Source organism: Stenotrophomonas sp. FR024 (assembly GCF_047500745.2).
Lineage (GTDB): Bacteria > Pseudomonadota > Gammaproteobacteria > Xanthomonadales > Xanthomonadaceae > Stenotrophomonas > Stenotrophomonas maltophilia_A.
In genome coordinates this window covers 1-14,265 of sequence record NZ_JAXAXM020000007.1, presented here as the reverse complement: position 1 = coordinate 14,265, position 14,265 = coordinate 1, and the positions used below count along the sequence as shown (strand labels likewise).

The following is a 14,265-nucleotide window of genomic DNA, read 5'->3' as shown; positions in this document are numbered from 1 at the left end:
CGTGCGCGATGCCGGCAATGACCCCGATGGACATCCGCCGGCGATGATCCGGTAGTGCCGGCCGCTGGCCGGCAACCCACAGATCGATCCGATGCGCGGTGGCAACGCCGGCCAGCGGCCGGCACTACCGATACGGGCGTCAGCTCGACAGATGCTCGATCGCTGCCACCTTGCCCAGGCGCTCGCCCAGCATCGTCAGCAGCGCCAGGCGGTTGCCACGCAGCGCCGGATCTTCCGCATTGACCATCACGCCATCGAAGAACGCGTCGACCTGCGGGCGCAGGCGCGCCAGGCGTGCCAGCACAGCCACATAGTCCTTGTGCTGCAGGCTGGCGCCGGTGTCGTCGATGGCCGCGGTGACCGCTTCAGCCAGCGCGCGCTCGGCGTCTTCCTGCAGCAGCGCCGGGTCGATCTGGGCCGGGATGTCGCCTTCGGCCTTGCGGAGGATGTTGCGGATGCGCTTGTTGGCCGCAGCCAGCGCCTCGGCTTCCGGCAGCGCGGCGAAGGTGCCGATCGCATCCAGGCGGCGGTCGAAGTCGTACAGCGAGGCCGGCTTCAGCTCGGCGACGGCGTTGAAGTGCGTGGCCGGCACGCCCTTGTCGGCGTAGTAGCCCTTCAGGCGGTCGAGGATGAAGTCGTACAGCTCGCCGACATCGGCCTGCACGTTGCGTGCGGCCAGGCCGGCGTTGGCGCTGGCCAGCAGCGCGCGCAGGTCCAGCTCGAAGCCGCTTTCGATGATCGTGCGGGCCAGGCCCAGCGCGTTGCGGCGCAGGGCGAACGGGTCCTTGTTGCCGGTCGGCTTCAGGCCAGCGGCGAAGCCACCGGCCAGCGTGTCGACACGTTCAGCAATCGCCAGCACCTTGCCCAGCGGCGACAGCGCGATGTCGTCACCGCCGAAGCGCGGCTGGTAGGCCTCGTCGATGGCCAGCGCTACCTCCTGCGATTCACCACCGGCCACGGCGTAGTGGCGGCCGGCGATGCCCTGCAGTTCCGGGAATTCGTTGACCATGCGCGACTGCAGGTCGTTCTTGGCCAGTTCGGCGGCACGCCTGGCCTGCCCGACGTCGGCACCCACCTGCGCTGCGATCACTTCGGCCAGGGCGGCCACGCGCGCCACCTTGTCGGCCACGCTGCCCAGCTTGGCCTGGTAGGTCACCGTCTTCAGGCCGTCGCCCATCGACACCAGGCCCTGCTTCAGGTCCTCGTCGAAGAAAAACTTGGCATCGGCGAAGCGCGGGCGGATCACGCGCTCGTAGCCCTTGGCCACTTCGGCCACGTCCTTCGATTCGATGTTGGCGATGCCGATGAACTTCTCGGTCAGGGTGCCAGCGGCATCCAGCACCGGGAAGAACTTCTGGTTGATCTCCATCGTCTCGATCAGCGCTTCCTGCGGCACCGCCAGGAACGCGCGTTCGAAGCTGCACAGCACTGCCGACGGCCATTCGACCAGGTTCACCACCTGCTCCAGGTTGTCGTCGGTGATGCGGGCGCTGCCACCGGCCTTGGCCGCAGCGGCCTCGACCTCGGCAACGATGCGCGCACGGCGTTCGCTCGGGTCGACCAGCACGAAGGCGGCGCGCAGGGCTTCAACGTAGTCCTGCGGCTGGGCCAGCGACACCGCCTGGTCGTGGTGGAAACGATGGCCACGGCTGACGCGACCGGCCTGCAGGCCGAACAGCTCGGCTTCGACCACGTTGGCGCCGTGCAGCAGCACCAGCCAGTGCGCCGGGCGCGCGAAGCCCCAGGCGTGGTCGCCCCAGCGCATCGGCTTGGGAATCGGCATCGCCGCGATCGCCTCGCGCAGGATCTCCGGCAGCAGGCTGGCGGTGCTCGCGCCCGGGGTCACCGCGCGGTGCACGAAACGCTCACCCTTGTTGTCGGTGGTCTTCTCCAGCGCGGTCCAGTCGATCCCGGCCTTGGCGGCGAAGCCCTGCAACGCCTTGGTCGGCTGGCCTTCGGCGTCCAGCGCGATGTTCAGGTACGGGCCCAGCACTTCGCTGTGCTGCTCGGGCTGTTCCAGGCCGACGCCCGGCAGCAGCACGGCCAGGCGGCGCGGAGTCGACAGCGGGCGCGCATCGCCCAGTTCCAGCTCGACGCCGCGCTTGCGCAGGCCGTCGACAACGCCATCGAAGAACGCCTGGGCGAGGCCCGGCAGCGCCTTGACCGGCAGCTCCTCGGTGCCCAGTTCGATCAGCAGGGGGGACAGTTGGCTCATCGTTTCAATCCTGTGGTGGGGGCGCAGCGCGCGACGCGTCCGGCGCCCCGGAGTAAGGGGGGGGAGCGGCCGTCAGGCCTTCTTCGCGCCCGGGAAGCCCAGCTTCTCGCGCTGCTCGTAGTACGCCTTGGCCACCGCCTGGGCCAGCGCGCGCACGCGCAGGATGTAGCGCTGGCGCTCGGTCACGCTGATCGCGCGGCGCGCATCCAGCAGGTTGAAGGTGTGGCTGGCCTTCATCACCTGCTCGTAGGCCGGCAGCGGCAGGTTCACTTCCACCAGCTTCTGCGCTTCGCGTTCGCAGGCATCGAAACGGTGGAACATCTCTTCCACGTCGGCGTATTCGAAGTTGTAGGTGCTCTGCTCCACCTCGTTCTGGTGGTAGACGTCGCCGTAGGTCACCGGCTGGCCGTCCGGGCCGTAGGTCCAGACCAGGTCGTAGACGTTGTCGCAGTTCTGCAGGTACATGCACAGGCGCTCGAGACCGTAGGTGATCTCGCCCAGCACCGGGCGGCACTCCAGGCCACCGGCCTGCTGGAAGTAGGTGAACTGGGTCACCTCCATGCCGTTGAGCCAGACTTCCCAGCCCAGGCCCCAGGCGCCCAGCGTCGGCGATTCCCAGTTGTCCTCGACGAAACGCAGGTCGTGCACCAGCGGATCGATGCCCAGTGCCTTCAGCGAATCCAGGTACAGCTGCTGGATGTTGTCCGGCGCCGGCTTCATCGCCACCTGGTACTGGTAGTAGCGCTGCAGACGGTTCGGGTTCTCGCCGTAGCGGCCGTCGGTCGGGCGGCGCGAGGGCTGCACGTAGGCCGCGTTCCAGCTCTCCGGACCGATCGCACGCAGGAAGGTGGCCGGGTGGAAGGTACCGGCGCCCACCTCCAGGTCGAGCGGCTGGATGAGCACGCAGCCCTGCTGGGCCCAGAACTGGTTCAGGGTCTGGATGAGGCCCTGGAAGGTGATCGGAACGGTCGGGGTCGCGGACATGCGTACGAGTCTTGGCCGGCAAGGGGGTGCGTTAGTATAACGGCCGACCTGCGGGGCATTCCGTACCCGGGAGGAGCAGGCAGATGGAACATCGGCTGCCGGTGGGCACGCCCGGCGAGGCTGGCGGCGTACCGCTGCCGTGGGGACGGCTGCAGTTCGAGCAGATTGCCGCGGCCCTGATCGCCGATGGCCTGGTGGCCGAGCAGGACCGCGAGCGCATGCGCTTTTCCGCGCAGGGCGCACGCAACGCCAGTGAAGTGCACCCGCTGGTGCTGCTGTCCAACCTCAAGCTGGCCGCCAACGGCGGTGGCGAACTGACCCTGGAGCGCCTCACCGAGTGGCTGGCGCAGCGCACCGGCAGCCGCTACCTGCGCATCGACCCGACCCGGGTCGACGTCGCCGCGGTCACCGCGCTGGTCTCCCATGCCTACGCGCGCCGCCACCGTTTCCTGCCGTTGGCGGTGGATGCCGAGCGCGTGCTGGTGGCCACCAGCGAGCCACTGGTGCAGGAATGGCGCCGCGACCTGCAGCACCTGACCCGCCGCCGCATCGAGCTGGCGGTGGTCAACCCGCTGGACCTGCACCGCTACACCATGGAGTTCTACGGGGTGACCCGTTCGGTGCGCGGCGCCCGTGGCGACGTGCGTGGCGAAGCCAACACCACCCTGCCCAGCTTCGAACAGCTGGTGGAGCTGGGCCGCACCGGCGACGTCAATGCCGACGACCAGCACATCGTGCATATCGTCGACTGGCTGCTGCAGTACGCCTACGAGCAGCGCGCCTCGGACATCCACCTGGAGCCGCGCCGCGAAATGGGGCGCATGCGCTTCCGCATCGACGGCGTGCTGCACAAGGTGTTCGAGGTGCCGCCGGCGGTGATGACCGCCGTGGTCAGCCGCATCAAGGTGCTCGGCCGCATGGACCTGGCCGAGCGCCGGCGCCCGCAGGATGGCCGCATCAAGACCCGTTCGCCGGGCGGCCGCGAGGTCGAGATGCGCCTGTCGACCATGCCCACCGCCTTCGGCGAGAAGTGCGTGATGCGCATCTTCGACCCGGATGCCGCCTTCAAGAGCATCGACCAGCTCGGTTTCAGCCCGCAGGAGGCGGCGGGCTGGAATGCACTGGTCGAGCGCCCGCACGGCATCGTGCTGGTCACCGGCCCGACCGGCTCGGGCAAGACCACCACCCTGTACTCCACGCTGAAGCGCCTGGCCACGCCGGACGTGAACGTGTGCACGGTGGAGGACCCGATCGAGATGATCGCGCCCGAGTTCAACCAGATGCAGGTGCAGACCAACATCGACCTGGATTTCGCCAGCGGCGTGCGCACCCTGCTGCGGCAGGACCCGGACATCATCATGATCGGCGAGATCCGCGACCTGGAAACCGCGCAGATGGCGGTGCAGGCCTCGCTGACCGGCCATCTGGTGCTGTCCACCCTGCATACCAACGACGCGCCCTCGGCGGTCACCCGCCTGCTCGACCTGGGCGTGCCGCACTACCTGCTGGCCAGCACCCTCAACGGCATCCTCGCCCAGCGACTGGTGCGCACGCTGTGCCCGCACTGCAAGCAGCCGCACAGCCTCGGCGCCGCCGACTGGGCGGTGCTGGCTGATAGCCATGCCGCATATCCAGATGCCGCCACGCCCTGTCGGCCGGTCGGTTGCCTGGAGTGCCGGCGCACCGGATTCCTCGGCCGCATCGGCCTGTATGAGTTGCTGCCATTGGGTTCGCGGCTGCGCGGGCAGATCCGCGCCGACATGGATCTGGCCGGTTTCAGCCGGGCTGCGCGGGCTGAAGGGCTGCGAACCCTGCGCCAGGCCGGGCTTGAAAAGGTGGCGCAGGGGCTGACTACAATCGAGGAAGTCCTGTCAGTCCTGCCGCCCCCGGATGAACCCAGCCCCGTTCCTGATCCTTGAAACCGGCCGCCCGGTACCGTCGCTGCGCCGCTACGGGCGCTTTCCGCACTGGATCCGCGTCGCCGCCGGGCTGGAAGAACACGAGACGGTGGTGGTCGATGTCGAACACGGTGGCGCCCTGCCCGACCCACATGCCTTCGCCGGCGTGCTGGTGACCGGCTCGGCCGCCTTCGTCACCGACCACGCCGAGTGGAGCGAGCGCAGCGCCGCATGGCTGCGCCAGACCGCCCACGACGACCTGCCGGTATTCGGCATCTGCTATGGCCACCAGCTGCTGGCGCACGCGCTGGGTGGCGAGGTGGCCTACAACCCGGCCGGGCGCGAGTCCGGCACGATCGAGCTGGAACTGCAGCCGCAGGCCGCGCAGGACCCGCTGTTCCAGGGCCTGCCGCAGCATTTCGCCGCCCACGCCACCCACCTGCAGACGGTGCTGCGCGCGCCGGACGGTGCCGAAGTGCTGGCACGCTCGCCGCTGGACGGCTGCCACGCCTTCCGCTGGGGCCGCCAGGCGTGGGGCGTGCAGTTCCATCCCGAGTTCGCCACCCACCACATGCGCGGCTACGTGCGTGCCCGCGCCGACTGCATCGGCCGCCACGGCGGCTGCGCCCGCAGCATCGAGCGCGCGGTCAGCGCCGCACCACTGGCCCGCCAGCTGTTGCGCCGCTTCGTCCGCCAGGCGCGGCTGTCTTCAGCCCAGCCGGTGGCAAAACAGGGATAATCGGCGGCACGGGCAGCCGCCCGGCCCCCTCCTGTCCTTCCCGGATGTCCATGAAAGAGATTCGCAAGCTGCCGGCCTCGGCGGGCGCCCAGTGGTTGCTGGATACGTTCTCCCTGTACCGGCGTGCGCCGCTGCAGCTGGCCCGGATCGGCCTGACCTGGCTGCTGGTGAGCTGGGTGGTGACCCTGCTGTCGACGCTGATTCCCGGTGCCGCCGGCATGGCCGTGCAGCTGATGACCCTGGCCATTTCGCCGATCATGTTCGGCGGCATGCTGTATGCCGTGGGCGAGATCGACGAAGGCCGCCCGGGCCTGGCCTCGCACCTGCTGCAGCCGATCCGCGACCACCGCGTCAGCCACCTGCTGGTGCCGCTGGCGATCCAGGTGCTGGCGGTCCTGCTGCTGGGCGCACTGTTGTTCATGATGATCGGCCGCGAGGGCTTCACCGCCTTCAGCGAGGTCATGACCAAGATGGAAGAAATCAGCCGCAGCGGCCAGCAGATCAAGCCGGACGACGCGGCCGCGCTGGTCGCCAACCTGCCGGCCAAGCGCATCGCGCTGTGGATGCTGCTGGTGTTCCTGAGCGCGGTGGCGCTGTCGCTGGCGATGTTCACCCAGCCGGCGCTGGTGGTGTTCGACAAGCAGAGCGGCATGCATGCGCTGCGCCTGAGCCTGCAGGGCTGCATCGAGAACATCGGCGCGATGTTCGTGTTCGCCGCGCTCGGCCTGATCGCCGCGTTCTGCATGTACATCCTGTTCGTGATCGTGATCCAGATCGCGATGCTGATCGGTGGCCCGCTGGCCGCCGCCTTCATCGCGCAGCTGGTACTGACCACGGTGCTGATGCCGCTGTACGTCGGCGCGGTCTACGCCGCGTGGAAGCAGATGTTCGTGCACCGCGGCAGCCGCGCCGCGCCGCCGATCCCGACCACCCCGACCTCAAGCGACGTCTTCCACGCCTGACGGAAAAAGGGGACGGAGGGGATTAAGTCGTTAGCTGCACACACTGGGCATAAACGACTTAATCCCCTCCGTCCCCTTTTGTTTTTTCAGGCGGCGGGCTTCTTCACTACCGACGACGGCACCAGCCAGCGTGCGGCGTGGATGCCCAGCTCGTAGAGCAGGCACATCGGGATCGCCAGCATCAGCTGCGAGACCACGTCCGGCGGGGTCAGCACCGCTGCCAGCACGAAGATGCCGACGATCGCGTAGCCGCGGCCGTCCTTGAACTGCTGCGGCGTCACCCAGCCCAGCAGCACCAGGATCACCATCGCCACCGGCAGTTCGAAACTGCCACCGAAAGCAAAGAAGATCGCCAGCACGAAATCCAGGTAGGCATTCGCATCCGGGGTGATCGCGATCACGTCCGGGCTGAAGGTGGTCAGGAAGTGGAACACCGCCGGCAGCACCAGGAAGTAGGCGAAGGCACAGCCGGTGTAGAACAGCAGCACCGAGGACACCAGCAGCGGCACCGCCAGGCGCTTCTCACGCGCATACAGGCCCGGGGCAACGAACGCCCACAGCTGGTACAACAGCCACGGCACCGCCACGAACAGGGCAACGAAGAAGGTCAGCTTCAACGGCGCGAAGAAGGCGCCGGCCGGGTTGGTGGCGATCATCGTCTGCCCGTTCGGCAGCTGCGATACCAGCGGCTCGGCCAGCGCGTTGTACAGCTTCTGGGTGAACGGCAGCAGCGCCAGCAGCGCCACGCCCAGGCCCAGCAATGCGCGTACCAGGCGGCCACGCAGTTCCACCAGGTGTTCGACCAGCGAGCTTTCGCCGAAATCCTGTTCACTCATGGCTGGCGCTCCGGGCTGCTCTGCGGCGGCGGCGCACCGGCTTCAGGGGGTGTCGCCGGCGTCGGCTCGGGAGCAACGCTCTCCTGTGCCGGCGCATCGGCGTCGGGCACGGCGGTCATGTGCGGCGGAAGATCTGCGGGCGCCGGCGCGCGTACTTCCTGCGCCAGCGTATCGCCCTGCTGCTGGGCTTCCTGCGCTTCGCGACGGATCGCTTCACCGCTGGCGCGCAGCTGGTTCTCGGTGTCCTGCATGCCCTGGCGCACGTCCTGCATCTGCCGCTTGATGTCCTCGGCCTGCAGTTCGCGCTCCAGTTCCTGTTTCACCGAATCCCACTGATTACGGGCACGTCGCACCCACAGGCCGGCGAAGCGGGCCGCCTTGGGCAGGCGCTCGGGACCGAGCACCACCAGGGCGACCACTGCAATCACCAGCAGCTCGCTGAAGCCGATATCAAACACCGCGACCGCTCCGGATCAGCGAGCGTTACGGTCGTGCTCGTCCTGCGCGGCGCGCGAGGCGTCCTGGCTGCGCGATTCATCGCCCAGCTGCGCGTTCGGCTTGTCCTCGTCGCGCATGCCCTTCTTGAATTCCTTGACCGCCGAACCGAGATCCTTGGCGCCACTGGTCAGGCGCTTGGTGCCGAACACCAGCAGGACGATGGCCAGCACGACCAACCAATGCCAGATGCTGAAACTGCCCATAAAGACGCTCGTTACGTTAGTGATCAGGCTGTCGAGCATAGCGCACCGGGTGTTAGCCGGCGCGCGTGACGAAAGTCAGTTTCCGCCCAGCGTTTCCGTGCGGATTTCGCCGTCGTTGACCGGCTGGAAGCCCTGCTGCTGCGGCGGCGGGTTCTGCGGCACGTTCTGCAGCGGTGCGGTGGTGGCTTCGGCCGGGGCGGCCGGCGCTGCCTGAACAGGCGCCGGAGCAACCGCCGGGGCCGCTGCCGGGCGCGGCGCGCTACCGCCGTTGCCGCTGCGGTTGTTACGCGCGGCGTAGGTGGCCTCTTCCAGGCGGTCGCGGAACGTGACCACATCCATCGACGGCGAACCGGCGGCGCGGCCTTCGAAGATCATGCGCGGCGTGGTGTTGCTGCCGTAGGCGTCCAGGTTGGCGGCATCGTCGATCTGCAGCACCGCACCATCCAGGGCGACACCGGCGAACAGGCCGCGGGCGCGCGACCAGGACCAGATCTCGGCCTTCAGCTGACCGTCGGTGGCGGCGGCGGCATTGCGGCCGACCGGGCCGGCGGCGACACCCGCATCGGCGCCCAGCGTGAACTTGCCGTTGACCAGGTTGTCCAGGCTACGGTCGTTGCGGAACACCAGCACCACATCGGAGGACTGCACGCCGGCCTGGAAGCCGATGCTGCCGCCGGTGAGCTTCACGAACACCGGGTTGGACCAGGCACCGTTGGGCATGCGCACGGACATCAGGCCGTGGCCACGACGACCGCCAATGACCAGACCGGCCTTGATCGTGTCGGGAATGACGATGACCGCGCGGCCTTCGTCGAGCAATTTATCCGGAATGCCCTGTTCAGGGATTTCCTGGATTTCAGCCAGCACGCGCACGGCATTGCGGGCACGCTGGTCTTCCTGCGGTCCGGCCATGGCCTGGCTGGACAGCAGGCTGGCGGCGATCAGCAGGGCTTGGATCGGGCGACGCATGGCAGGCTCCAGAAGTCAGTCCATAGGAAGATATAGCAAGTGACTGAAATTAGTAGTGTTGTCATGAATCCCCAATGAGCGTTCCCTGCTCACATTGATGCGCGCTATGCCTGCAATCCGAACCCTGCATCCCGGCGCGGCACCGGATCGGCGACAATACCGCTCATGCTCGACGCACCCGATACCGCCGTGCTGGCGGTCAACCTAGGCACGCCCGAGACGCCGACGGCCCCCGCCGTACGCCGTTACCTGGCTGAATTCCTGTCCGACCCCCGCGTGGTCTCGATCCCGGCACTGCTGTGGCAGCCGTTGCTGCGCGGACTGATCCTGCCGCTGCGCAGCAGCCGTTCAGCGGCCAAGTACGCCCAGGTCTGGCTGCCGGAGGGCTCTCCGCTGATGGTGCATACGCGCCAGCTGGCGCAGGCCATGCAAGCGCTGTTGCCGTCGCTGACGGTACGCCACGCGATGCGCTACGGTGAACCGGCGCTGGGCAGCGAGCTCGACCGCCTGGCCGCCGAAGGCGCGCGCCGCATCGTGGTGCTGCCGCTGTACCCGCAGTACTCCACCACCACCACCGCCTCGGTCGAAGACCGCGTCGATGCCTGGCAGCGCCGCAACCCGGGCGTGACCGTCAGCCTGGTCCGCGACTATTCGGTCGATCCGGGCTGGGTCGACGCCGTTGCCGGCTCGATCCGCCGCTACTGGGAACAGCACGGTCGTGGCCAGAAACTGATGTTCTCCTTCCACGGCATTCCGCAGCGCCTGGCCGATGCCGGCGATCCGTATCCGCAGCGCTGCGAGGCCAGTGCGCAGGCCATCGCCAAGGCGCTGGAGCTGGGCAGGGACGACTGGCAGATGGGCTATCAGTCGCGCTTCGGCCGCGAGCGCTGGCTGCAGCCGTATGCCGAGCCCAGCCTGTGGGCGCTGGCCGAATCCGGCGTGAAGCAGATCGACGTGGTGTGCCCGGGCTTCGCCACCGACTGTCTGGAGACGCTGGAAGAAGTGGCACTGGGCTTCACCGAAACACTGGCCGAGCGCGGCGCGACGATGCGCTACATCCCCTGCCTCAACGCCGAACCGGAGCACGCGCGTGCGCTGGCACGGCTGGCCGTGGCGTCACTGGCATGAGCCTGCAGCCGTTTGAACTCGAGGTCGGTGGCGCGCGCGTCGCCGGCCTGCGCAACCACGGTGATGGCCCGCGCGTGCTGGCCCTGCATGGCTGGCTCGACAACGCGGCCAGCTTCGTGCCGCTGGCGCCGCACCTGTCGTCGTTGCAGCTGGTGGCCATCGACCTGCCCGGCCACGGCCACAGCGCGCATCTGCCGGCCGGTGCCAGCTACACCACGGCCGCCGCCATCTGTCACGTACTCGACGTCGCCGACGCGCTGGGCTGGGACCGTTTCAGCCTGCTTGGCCATTCGATGGGCGCCGGCATCGCCAGCCTCACCGCCTCGGTCAGCGACCGTGTCGAACGGCTGGTGGCGATCGAAGCACTCGGCGGCCTGCGTGGTCCTGAGGAAGAAACCGCCAACCGCCTGCGCGAGCATGTGAATGCCACGCGCGCACTGGCACGCAAGCAGCTGCGCGTGTTCCCCGACCTCGCCGCGCCGATCCGCGCGCGGATGATGACCAACCAGCTCAGCGAGCGCTGTGCACGGCTGCTGGTCGAGCGCGGCGTGGAGCCGGTCGAAGGTGGTTACCGCTGGTGCAGCGACCCGCGCCTGATGCTGCCCACTGCGATCCGCCTCAGCGAAGGCCAGATCGACAACCTGCTGCAGGCCATCGCCTGCCCGACGCAGGTGATCTACGCCACACCGGCGCAGTCGTACTATCCCGAGCCGATGCGCAGCGATCGCCTGCAGCACCTGCGCGATGGCCGTCTGGCGGTGTTTGCCGGCAACCATCACCTGCACATGGAAGACCCGGAACAGCTCGCGGGCGTGATCCTGCACTTCTTCAGCAACGGCAACGCCGGCTGAGCAGAAGTATCCGCGCGCTTCACTCCGCGCGTTTGCGGCCGATACATCAGTTGCGGGCCCCTGCGTCCGCAGCACGCAGGTCCGGTCGGGCCTGCGGCGTGTGTCTGGTCCTGCAAGGAAGTCCGCATGCCCGCTCTGCTGCACCGTCACCCACAGGATGTGGCCACGGTGTCCCGTCTCCGCGTCGCTGATCGCGCCGCATTCCCCGAATTCCCGGCTCGCGCCCTGCTCACGCACTCCTGCGTGCGCCGCGGCGTGGCTGTTGTCGTTTGCTGATCCAGGAGTCGCCGATGTCCGTTGCATCCTCCCGCCCCCCCGATACCGCCCGCATGCCGCATCTGCAGCAGCTCGCGCGCCGCGCTGACCGTCGACTGCTGATCGGCAGCGCGGCGTTGGCTGTGGCTGGCCTCGTGCTGGCCCTGCGTGGGCCCCACGTACCGGGCGCTGCGTTGGCCGCGGCCGCCGTACTGCCCGCCCTCTGGCTGGCCGGTCCACAGGCGGGCCGGGCCGTCGCCCGCAATGGCCTGGCATTGCTGTTGTCGCTGCAGCTGGCCTTGTTGTGCGCGATCGTCAGCCTGTCACCGGCATTGCCGATTGCGCTGTTGCTGGGCGTGCTGCTCAGCCACCGCGATCGCCTGCCGGTATGGCTGGCCGGTGGTGTTGGCACCCTCGCCCTGCTGGTACCGCTGCTGCACGGCGCAGCCGTGGGACCGACGTTGCTGCAGGCGGGCCTGTTCGCCAGCCTGACCGTGTTCCTCGGCCAGGTCGCGCTGCGCCTGCAGCAGCAGACCGAGGCACTTGGCCACGGCCCACGCCGCCTGGCGGCACTGGCGCGCGATATCGCGACGGGCACCGATCTGAGCGCACATGCGGATACCGCGGCCTATGCACCCGGTTCGCTGGCCCATGCGCTGGCCGATACCGCCCGCCACGTGCAGGCGCAGCGTGGGCGCGAGGCTGACGCGCATGCCGAGAATGCGCAGATCCGCCAGGCGCTCGATGCCTCGCGCACCGCGATGATGATTGCCGACAACGACCACGTGATCCGTTACGTGAACCGCTCGGTGGTGGCCCTGCTGCGCAACCAGCAGGCAACACTGCGCCAGGCCTTCCCCGACTTCGATGCCGAGCGCCTGGTCGGCAGCAGCATCCACCGCTTCCACGCCAACCCGGATCGCATCCGCGCGATCCTCAACGGCCTGCAGGTCACCCATAACGGCAAGGTGCAGATCGGCCCCGTGCACTTCGCGCAGGTGGTCACCCCGGTGTTCGATGCGCAGGGCGTGCGCCTGGGCTTCGCCGTGGAATGGCATGACCGCACCCATGAACTCGCGCTGGAAAACGCCGTGGCCGGCATCGTCGCAGCGGCAGCGGCCGGTGATCTCGACCAGCGCCTGCAGGCCACTGAAGGTGCCAGTTTCCTCGATGGGCTGACCGGTGGCATCAACCAGCTGCTCGATACGCTCGGCAGCACCGTCAACGAAGTGCGGCAGATGCTCTCGGCACTGGCCAATGGCGATCTGGACCGGCGCATGCACGGCGAGTATCACGGCGCTTTCGCTGCCATCCAGCGCGATGCGAATGCCACGGCCGGTCAGTTGGCACGCATGGTCGGTCGCATCCAGGAATGTGCGGCGTCGATCAGTACCGCCGCCAGCGAGATTGCCGCCGGCAACGGCGCGTTGTCCGAGCGCAGCGAGCGCCAGGCCGCGCACCTGCAGGAGACCGCAGCATCGATGGAGGAACTCACCGCCACCGTGCGCCAGAACGCCGCCCATGCGCGTGAGGCCAGTGCGTTGGCAGCTTCCACGCAGAGCGCTGCCAGTGACGGCAACACGGCCATGCAGCGGGTGGTGAATACCATGCAGGCCATCGAAGGTGCCTCGAAGCGGATCGGCGACATCACCGGCGTCATCGACGGCATTGCCTTCCAGACCAATATCCTGGCCTTGAACGCAGCCGTGGAGGCGGCACGCGCCGGCGAACAGGGCCGAGGCTTCGCGGTCGTGGCCAGCGAGGTGCGGGTACTGGCGCAGCGCTCTGCGGCGGCGGCCCAGGAGATCAAGAAGCTGATCGACGAAGCCGGCCGCCAGGTGGGTGAGGGTGCCCAGCTGGTAGCTGACGCCGGCCAACGCATGCAGGGAATCGTCGGCGGCGTGGAGGATGTCAGCCACCTGATGCGCGAGATTTCCGCGGCGTCGCAGGAGCAGTCGATCGGCATTGAGCAGATCAACCAGACCGTGGTGCAGATGGATCAGGCCACGCAGCAGAATGCGGCGCTGGTGGAAGAAGCCACCGCCGCCGCACGCGAGCTGCAGAGCCAGGCCGGCACACTGACCGAAGCGGTTTCGGTGTTCCGCCAGCAGGAACCGCACGAGGTCTCGCAGGCCGCCTGATCCGGGCCTTCAGTTCGATCCTGATCAAGACGGCGCCCGCAGGGCGCCGTCTTTTTGTTGCGTAGGCCTTGCTGCCAGTAGCTGCCAACCTTGGTTGGCGCTGTGGCTACCCGCGGAGAATATCCGCGTATGGCCTGGATCTAACGGGCGATGTATCGCCATCGGGTTGCCGGCCAGCGGCCGGCACTACCCGCATTTCGCGCGCACAAAGAAAAACCCCGCTGCGCGAGCAGCGGGGTTTTGGGTGTAAACCCTGGCGATGACCTACTCTCGCATGGCTTGAGCCACACTACCATCGGCGCAGCTGCGTTTCACTTCCGAGTTCGGGATGGGATCGGGTGGTTCCACAGCGCTAATTTCACCAGGGAGACGGTTGCAGCAGCGCTTGCAGCGCCAGCTTCGCGATCTTGCCCTTGGGGCGGAAGGTACCCGGAAAATGCAGTGCCTTCACTTAATAAGAAAAACCCCGCTGCGCATGCAGCGGGGTTCTCGGGTATAAACCCTGGCGATGACCTACTCTCGCATGGCTTGAGCCACACTACCATCGGCGCAGCTGCGTTTCACTTCCGAGTTCGGGATGGGATCG

The 14,265-nt window shown here is 68.1% G+C and carries 12 protein-coding genes and 2 rRNA genes; 6 read left to right on the top strand and 8 right to left on the bottom strand.

Annotation, left to right across the window (positions count from 1 at the left end; all coding sequences use genetic code 11):
* Positions 1-139 precede the first annotated feature (139 nt).
* On the bottom strand, positions 140-2,215 hold the full coding sequence (gene glyS, locus ACMZ91_RS09630) for a glycine--tRNA ligase subunit beta (protein ID WP_414578333.1): 2,076 nt from the start codon (positions 2,213-2,215) through the stop codon (positions 140-142).
* Between the two features lie 72 nt (positions 2,216-2,287).
* Complete coding sequence (glyQ, locus tag ACMZ91_RS09625; RefSeq protein ID WP_006403404.1) at positions 2,288-3,199, bottom strand: glycine--tRNA ligase subunit alpha; 912 nt, start codon at positions 3,197-3,199, stop codon at positions 2,288-2,290.
* 83 nt (positions 3,200-3,282) lie between these two features.
* Here glyQ and ACMZ91_RS09620 point away from each other — a divergent pair, with 83 nt between their 5' ends.
* Genes ACMZ91_RS09620 through ACMZ91_RS09610 form a run of 3 tightly spaced genes read left to right on the top strand, consistent with a single transcriptional unit; the run spans position 3,283 to position 6,798 of the window.
* Complete coding sequence (locus tag ACMZ91_RS09620) at positions 3,283-5,118, top strand: GspE/PulE family protein (RefSeq protein WP_049424290.1); 1,836 nt, start codon at positions 3,283-3,285, stop codon at positions 5,116-5,118.
* On the top strand, positions 5,090-5,836 hold the full coding sequence (locus ACMZ91_RS09615; RefSeq protein WP_005411673.1) for a glutamine amidotransferase: 747 nt from the start codon (positions 5,090-5,092) through the stop codon (positions 5,834-5,836). The genes ACMZ91_RS09620 and ACMZ91_RS09615 overlap by 29 nt, the downstream gene beginning before the upstream one ends.
* 50 nt (positions 5,837-5,886) lie before the next feature.
* Positions 5,887-6,798 (top strand): BPSS1780 family membrane protein, encoded by a 912-nt coding sequence (locus ACMZ91_RS09610; protein WP_043399673.1) that lies wholly within the window; start codon positions 5,887-5,889, stop codon positions 6,796-6,798.
* Positions 6,799-6,884: 86 nt separating this feature from the next.
* Here the strand turns inward: ACMZ91_RS09610 and tatC are convergent, their stop codons facing one another.
* The 4 genes from tatC to ACMZ91_RS09590 all read right to left on the bottom strand — a co-directional run bounded on the left by tatC (position 6,885) and on the right by ACMZ91_RS09590 (position 9,304).
* Positions 6,885-7,634 (bottom strand): twin-arginine translocase subunit TatC, encoded by a 750-nt coding sequence (tatC, locus tag ACMZ91_RS09605; RefSeq protein ID WP_414578331.1) that lies wholly within the window; start codon positions 7,632-7,634, stop codon positions 6,885-6,887.
* On the bottom strand, positions 7,631-8,092 hold the full coding sequence (gene tatB / locus ACMZ91_RS09600) for a Sec-independent protein translocase protein TatB (RefSeq protein ID WP_414578329.1): 462 nt from the start codon (positions 8,090-8,092) through the stop codon (positions 7,631-7,633). Before tatB ends, tatC begins: the two co-directional genes overlap by 4 nt.
* Positions 8,093-8,107: 15 nt before the next feature.
* Complete coding sequence (tatA, locus tag ACMZ91_RS09595; protein WP_032128453.1) at positions 8,108-8,335, bottom strand: Sec-independent protein translocase subunit TatA; 228 nt, start codon at positions 8,333-8,335, stop codon at positions 8,108-8,110.
* Between the two features lie 75 nt (positions 8,336-8,410).
* Positions 8,411-9,304, bottom strand: coding sequence for a lipid-binding SYLF domain-containing protein (locus ACMZ91_RS09590; RefSeq protein ID WP_032128452.1), 894 nt, complete (start codon positions 9,302-9,304; stop codon positions 8,411-8,413).
* A gap of 165 nt (positions 9,305-9,469) precedes the next feature.
* On the opposite strand from ACMZ91_RS09590, the gene hemH reads away from it, so the two are divergent.
* The 3 genes from hemH to ACMZ91_RS09575 all read left to right on the top strand — a co-directional run bounded on the left by hemH (position 9,470) and on the right by ACMZ91_RS09575 (position 13,679).
* Positions 9,470-10,432, top strand: a complete 963-nt coding sequence (hemH, locus tag ACMZ91_RS09585) for a ferrochelatase (RefSeq protein ID WP_414578326.1) — start codon at positions 9,470-9,472, stop codon at positions 10,430-10,432.
* On the top strand, positions 10,429-11,283 hold the full coding sequence (locus ACMZ91_RS09580; protein WP_414578324.1) for an alpha/beta fold hydrolase: 855 nt from the start codon (positions 10,429-10,431) through the stop codon (positions 11,281-11,283). Before hemH ends, ACMZ91_RS09580 begins: the two co-directional genes overlap by 4 nt.
* Positions 11,284-11,573: 290 nt before the next feature.
* The gene (locus ACMZ91_RS09575; protein WP_414578322.1) at positions 11,574-13,679 is read left to right on the top strand and encodes a methyl-accepting chemotaxis protein; all 2,106 of its coding nucleotides are present in this window, start codon (positions 11,574-11,576) and stop codon (positions 13,677-13,679) included.
* A 251-nt stretch (positions 13,680-13,930) separates the two neighbouring features.
* Here ACMZ91_RS09575 and rrf (ACMZ91_RS09570) read toward each other — a convergent pair.
* Positions 13,931-14,045: ribosomal RNA gene (gene rrf / locus ACMZ91_RS09570) — 5S ribosomal RNA — on the bottom strand.
* 134 nt (positions 14,046-14,179) lie between these two features.
* Positions 14,180-14,265: ribosomal RNA gene (rrf, locus tag ACMZ91_RS09565) — 5S ribosomal RNA — on the bottom strand; the annotation flags it as partial.

Excerpts from the sequence above, each read along its gene's own strand:
- ACMZ91_RS09590 (WP_032128452.1), bottom strand. The coding sequence starts at position 9,304 with ATGCGTCGCCCGATCCAAGCCCTGCTGATCGCCGCCAGCCTGCTGTCC.
- tatC (WP_414578331.1), bottom strand. The coding sequence starts at position 7,634 with ATGAGTGAACAGGATTTCGGCGAAAGCTCGCTGGTCGAACACCTGGTG.
- ACMZ91_RS09580 (WP_414578324.1), top strand. The coding sequence starts at position 10,429 with ATGAGCCTGCAGCCGTTTGAACTCGAGGTCGGTGGCGCGCGCGTCGCC.
- ACMZ91_RS09620 (WP_049424290.1), top strand. The coding sequence starts at position 3,283 with ATGGAACATCGGCTGCCGGTGGGCACGCCCGGCGAGGCTGGCGGCGTA.
- tatA (WP_032128453.1), bottom strand. The coding sequence starts at position 8,335 with ATGGGCAGTTTCAGCATCTGGCATTGGTTGGTCGTGCTGGCCATCGTC.
- hemH (WP_414578326.1), top strand. The coding sequence starts at position 9,470 with ATGCTCGACGCACCCGATACCGCCGTGCTGGCGGTCAACCTAGGCACG.
- ACMZ91_RS09615 (WP_005411673.1), top strand. The coding sequence starts at position 5,090 with ATGAACCCAGCCCCGTTCCTGATCCTTGAAACCGGCCGCCCGGTACCG.
- glyQ (WP_006403404.1), bottom strand. The coding sequence starts at position 3,199 with ATGTCCGCGACCCCGACCGTTCCGATCACCTTCCAGGGCCTCATCCAG.
- ACMZ91_RS09610 (WP_043399673.1), top strand. The coding sequence starts at position 5,887 with ATGAAAGAGATTCGCAAGCTGCCGGCCTCGGCGGGCGCCCAGTGGTTG.
- glyS (WP_414578333.1), bottom strand. The coding sequence starts at position 2,215 with ATGAGCCAACTGTCCCCCCTGCTGATCGAACTGGGCACCGAGGAGCTG.
- ACMZ91_RS09575 (WP_414578322.1), top strand. The coding sequence starts at position 11,574 with ATGTCCGTTGCATCCTCCCGCCCCCCCGATACCGCCCGCATGCCGCAT.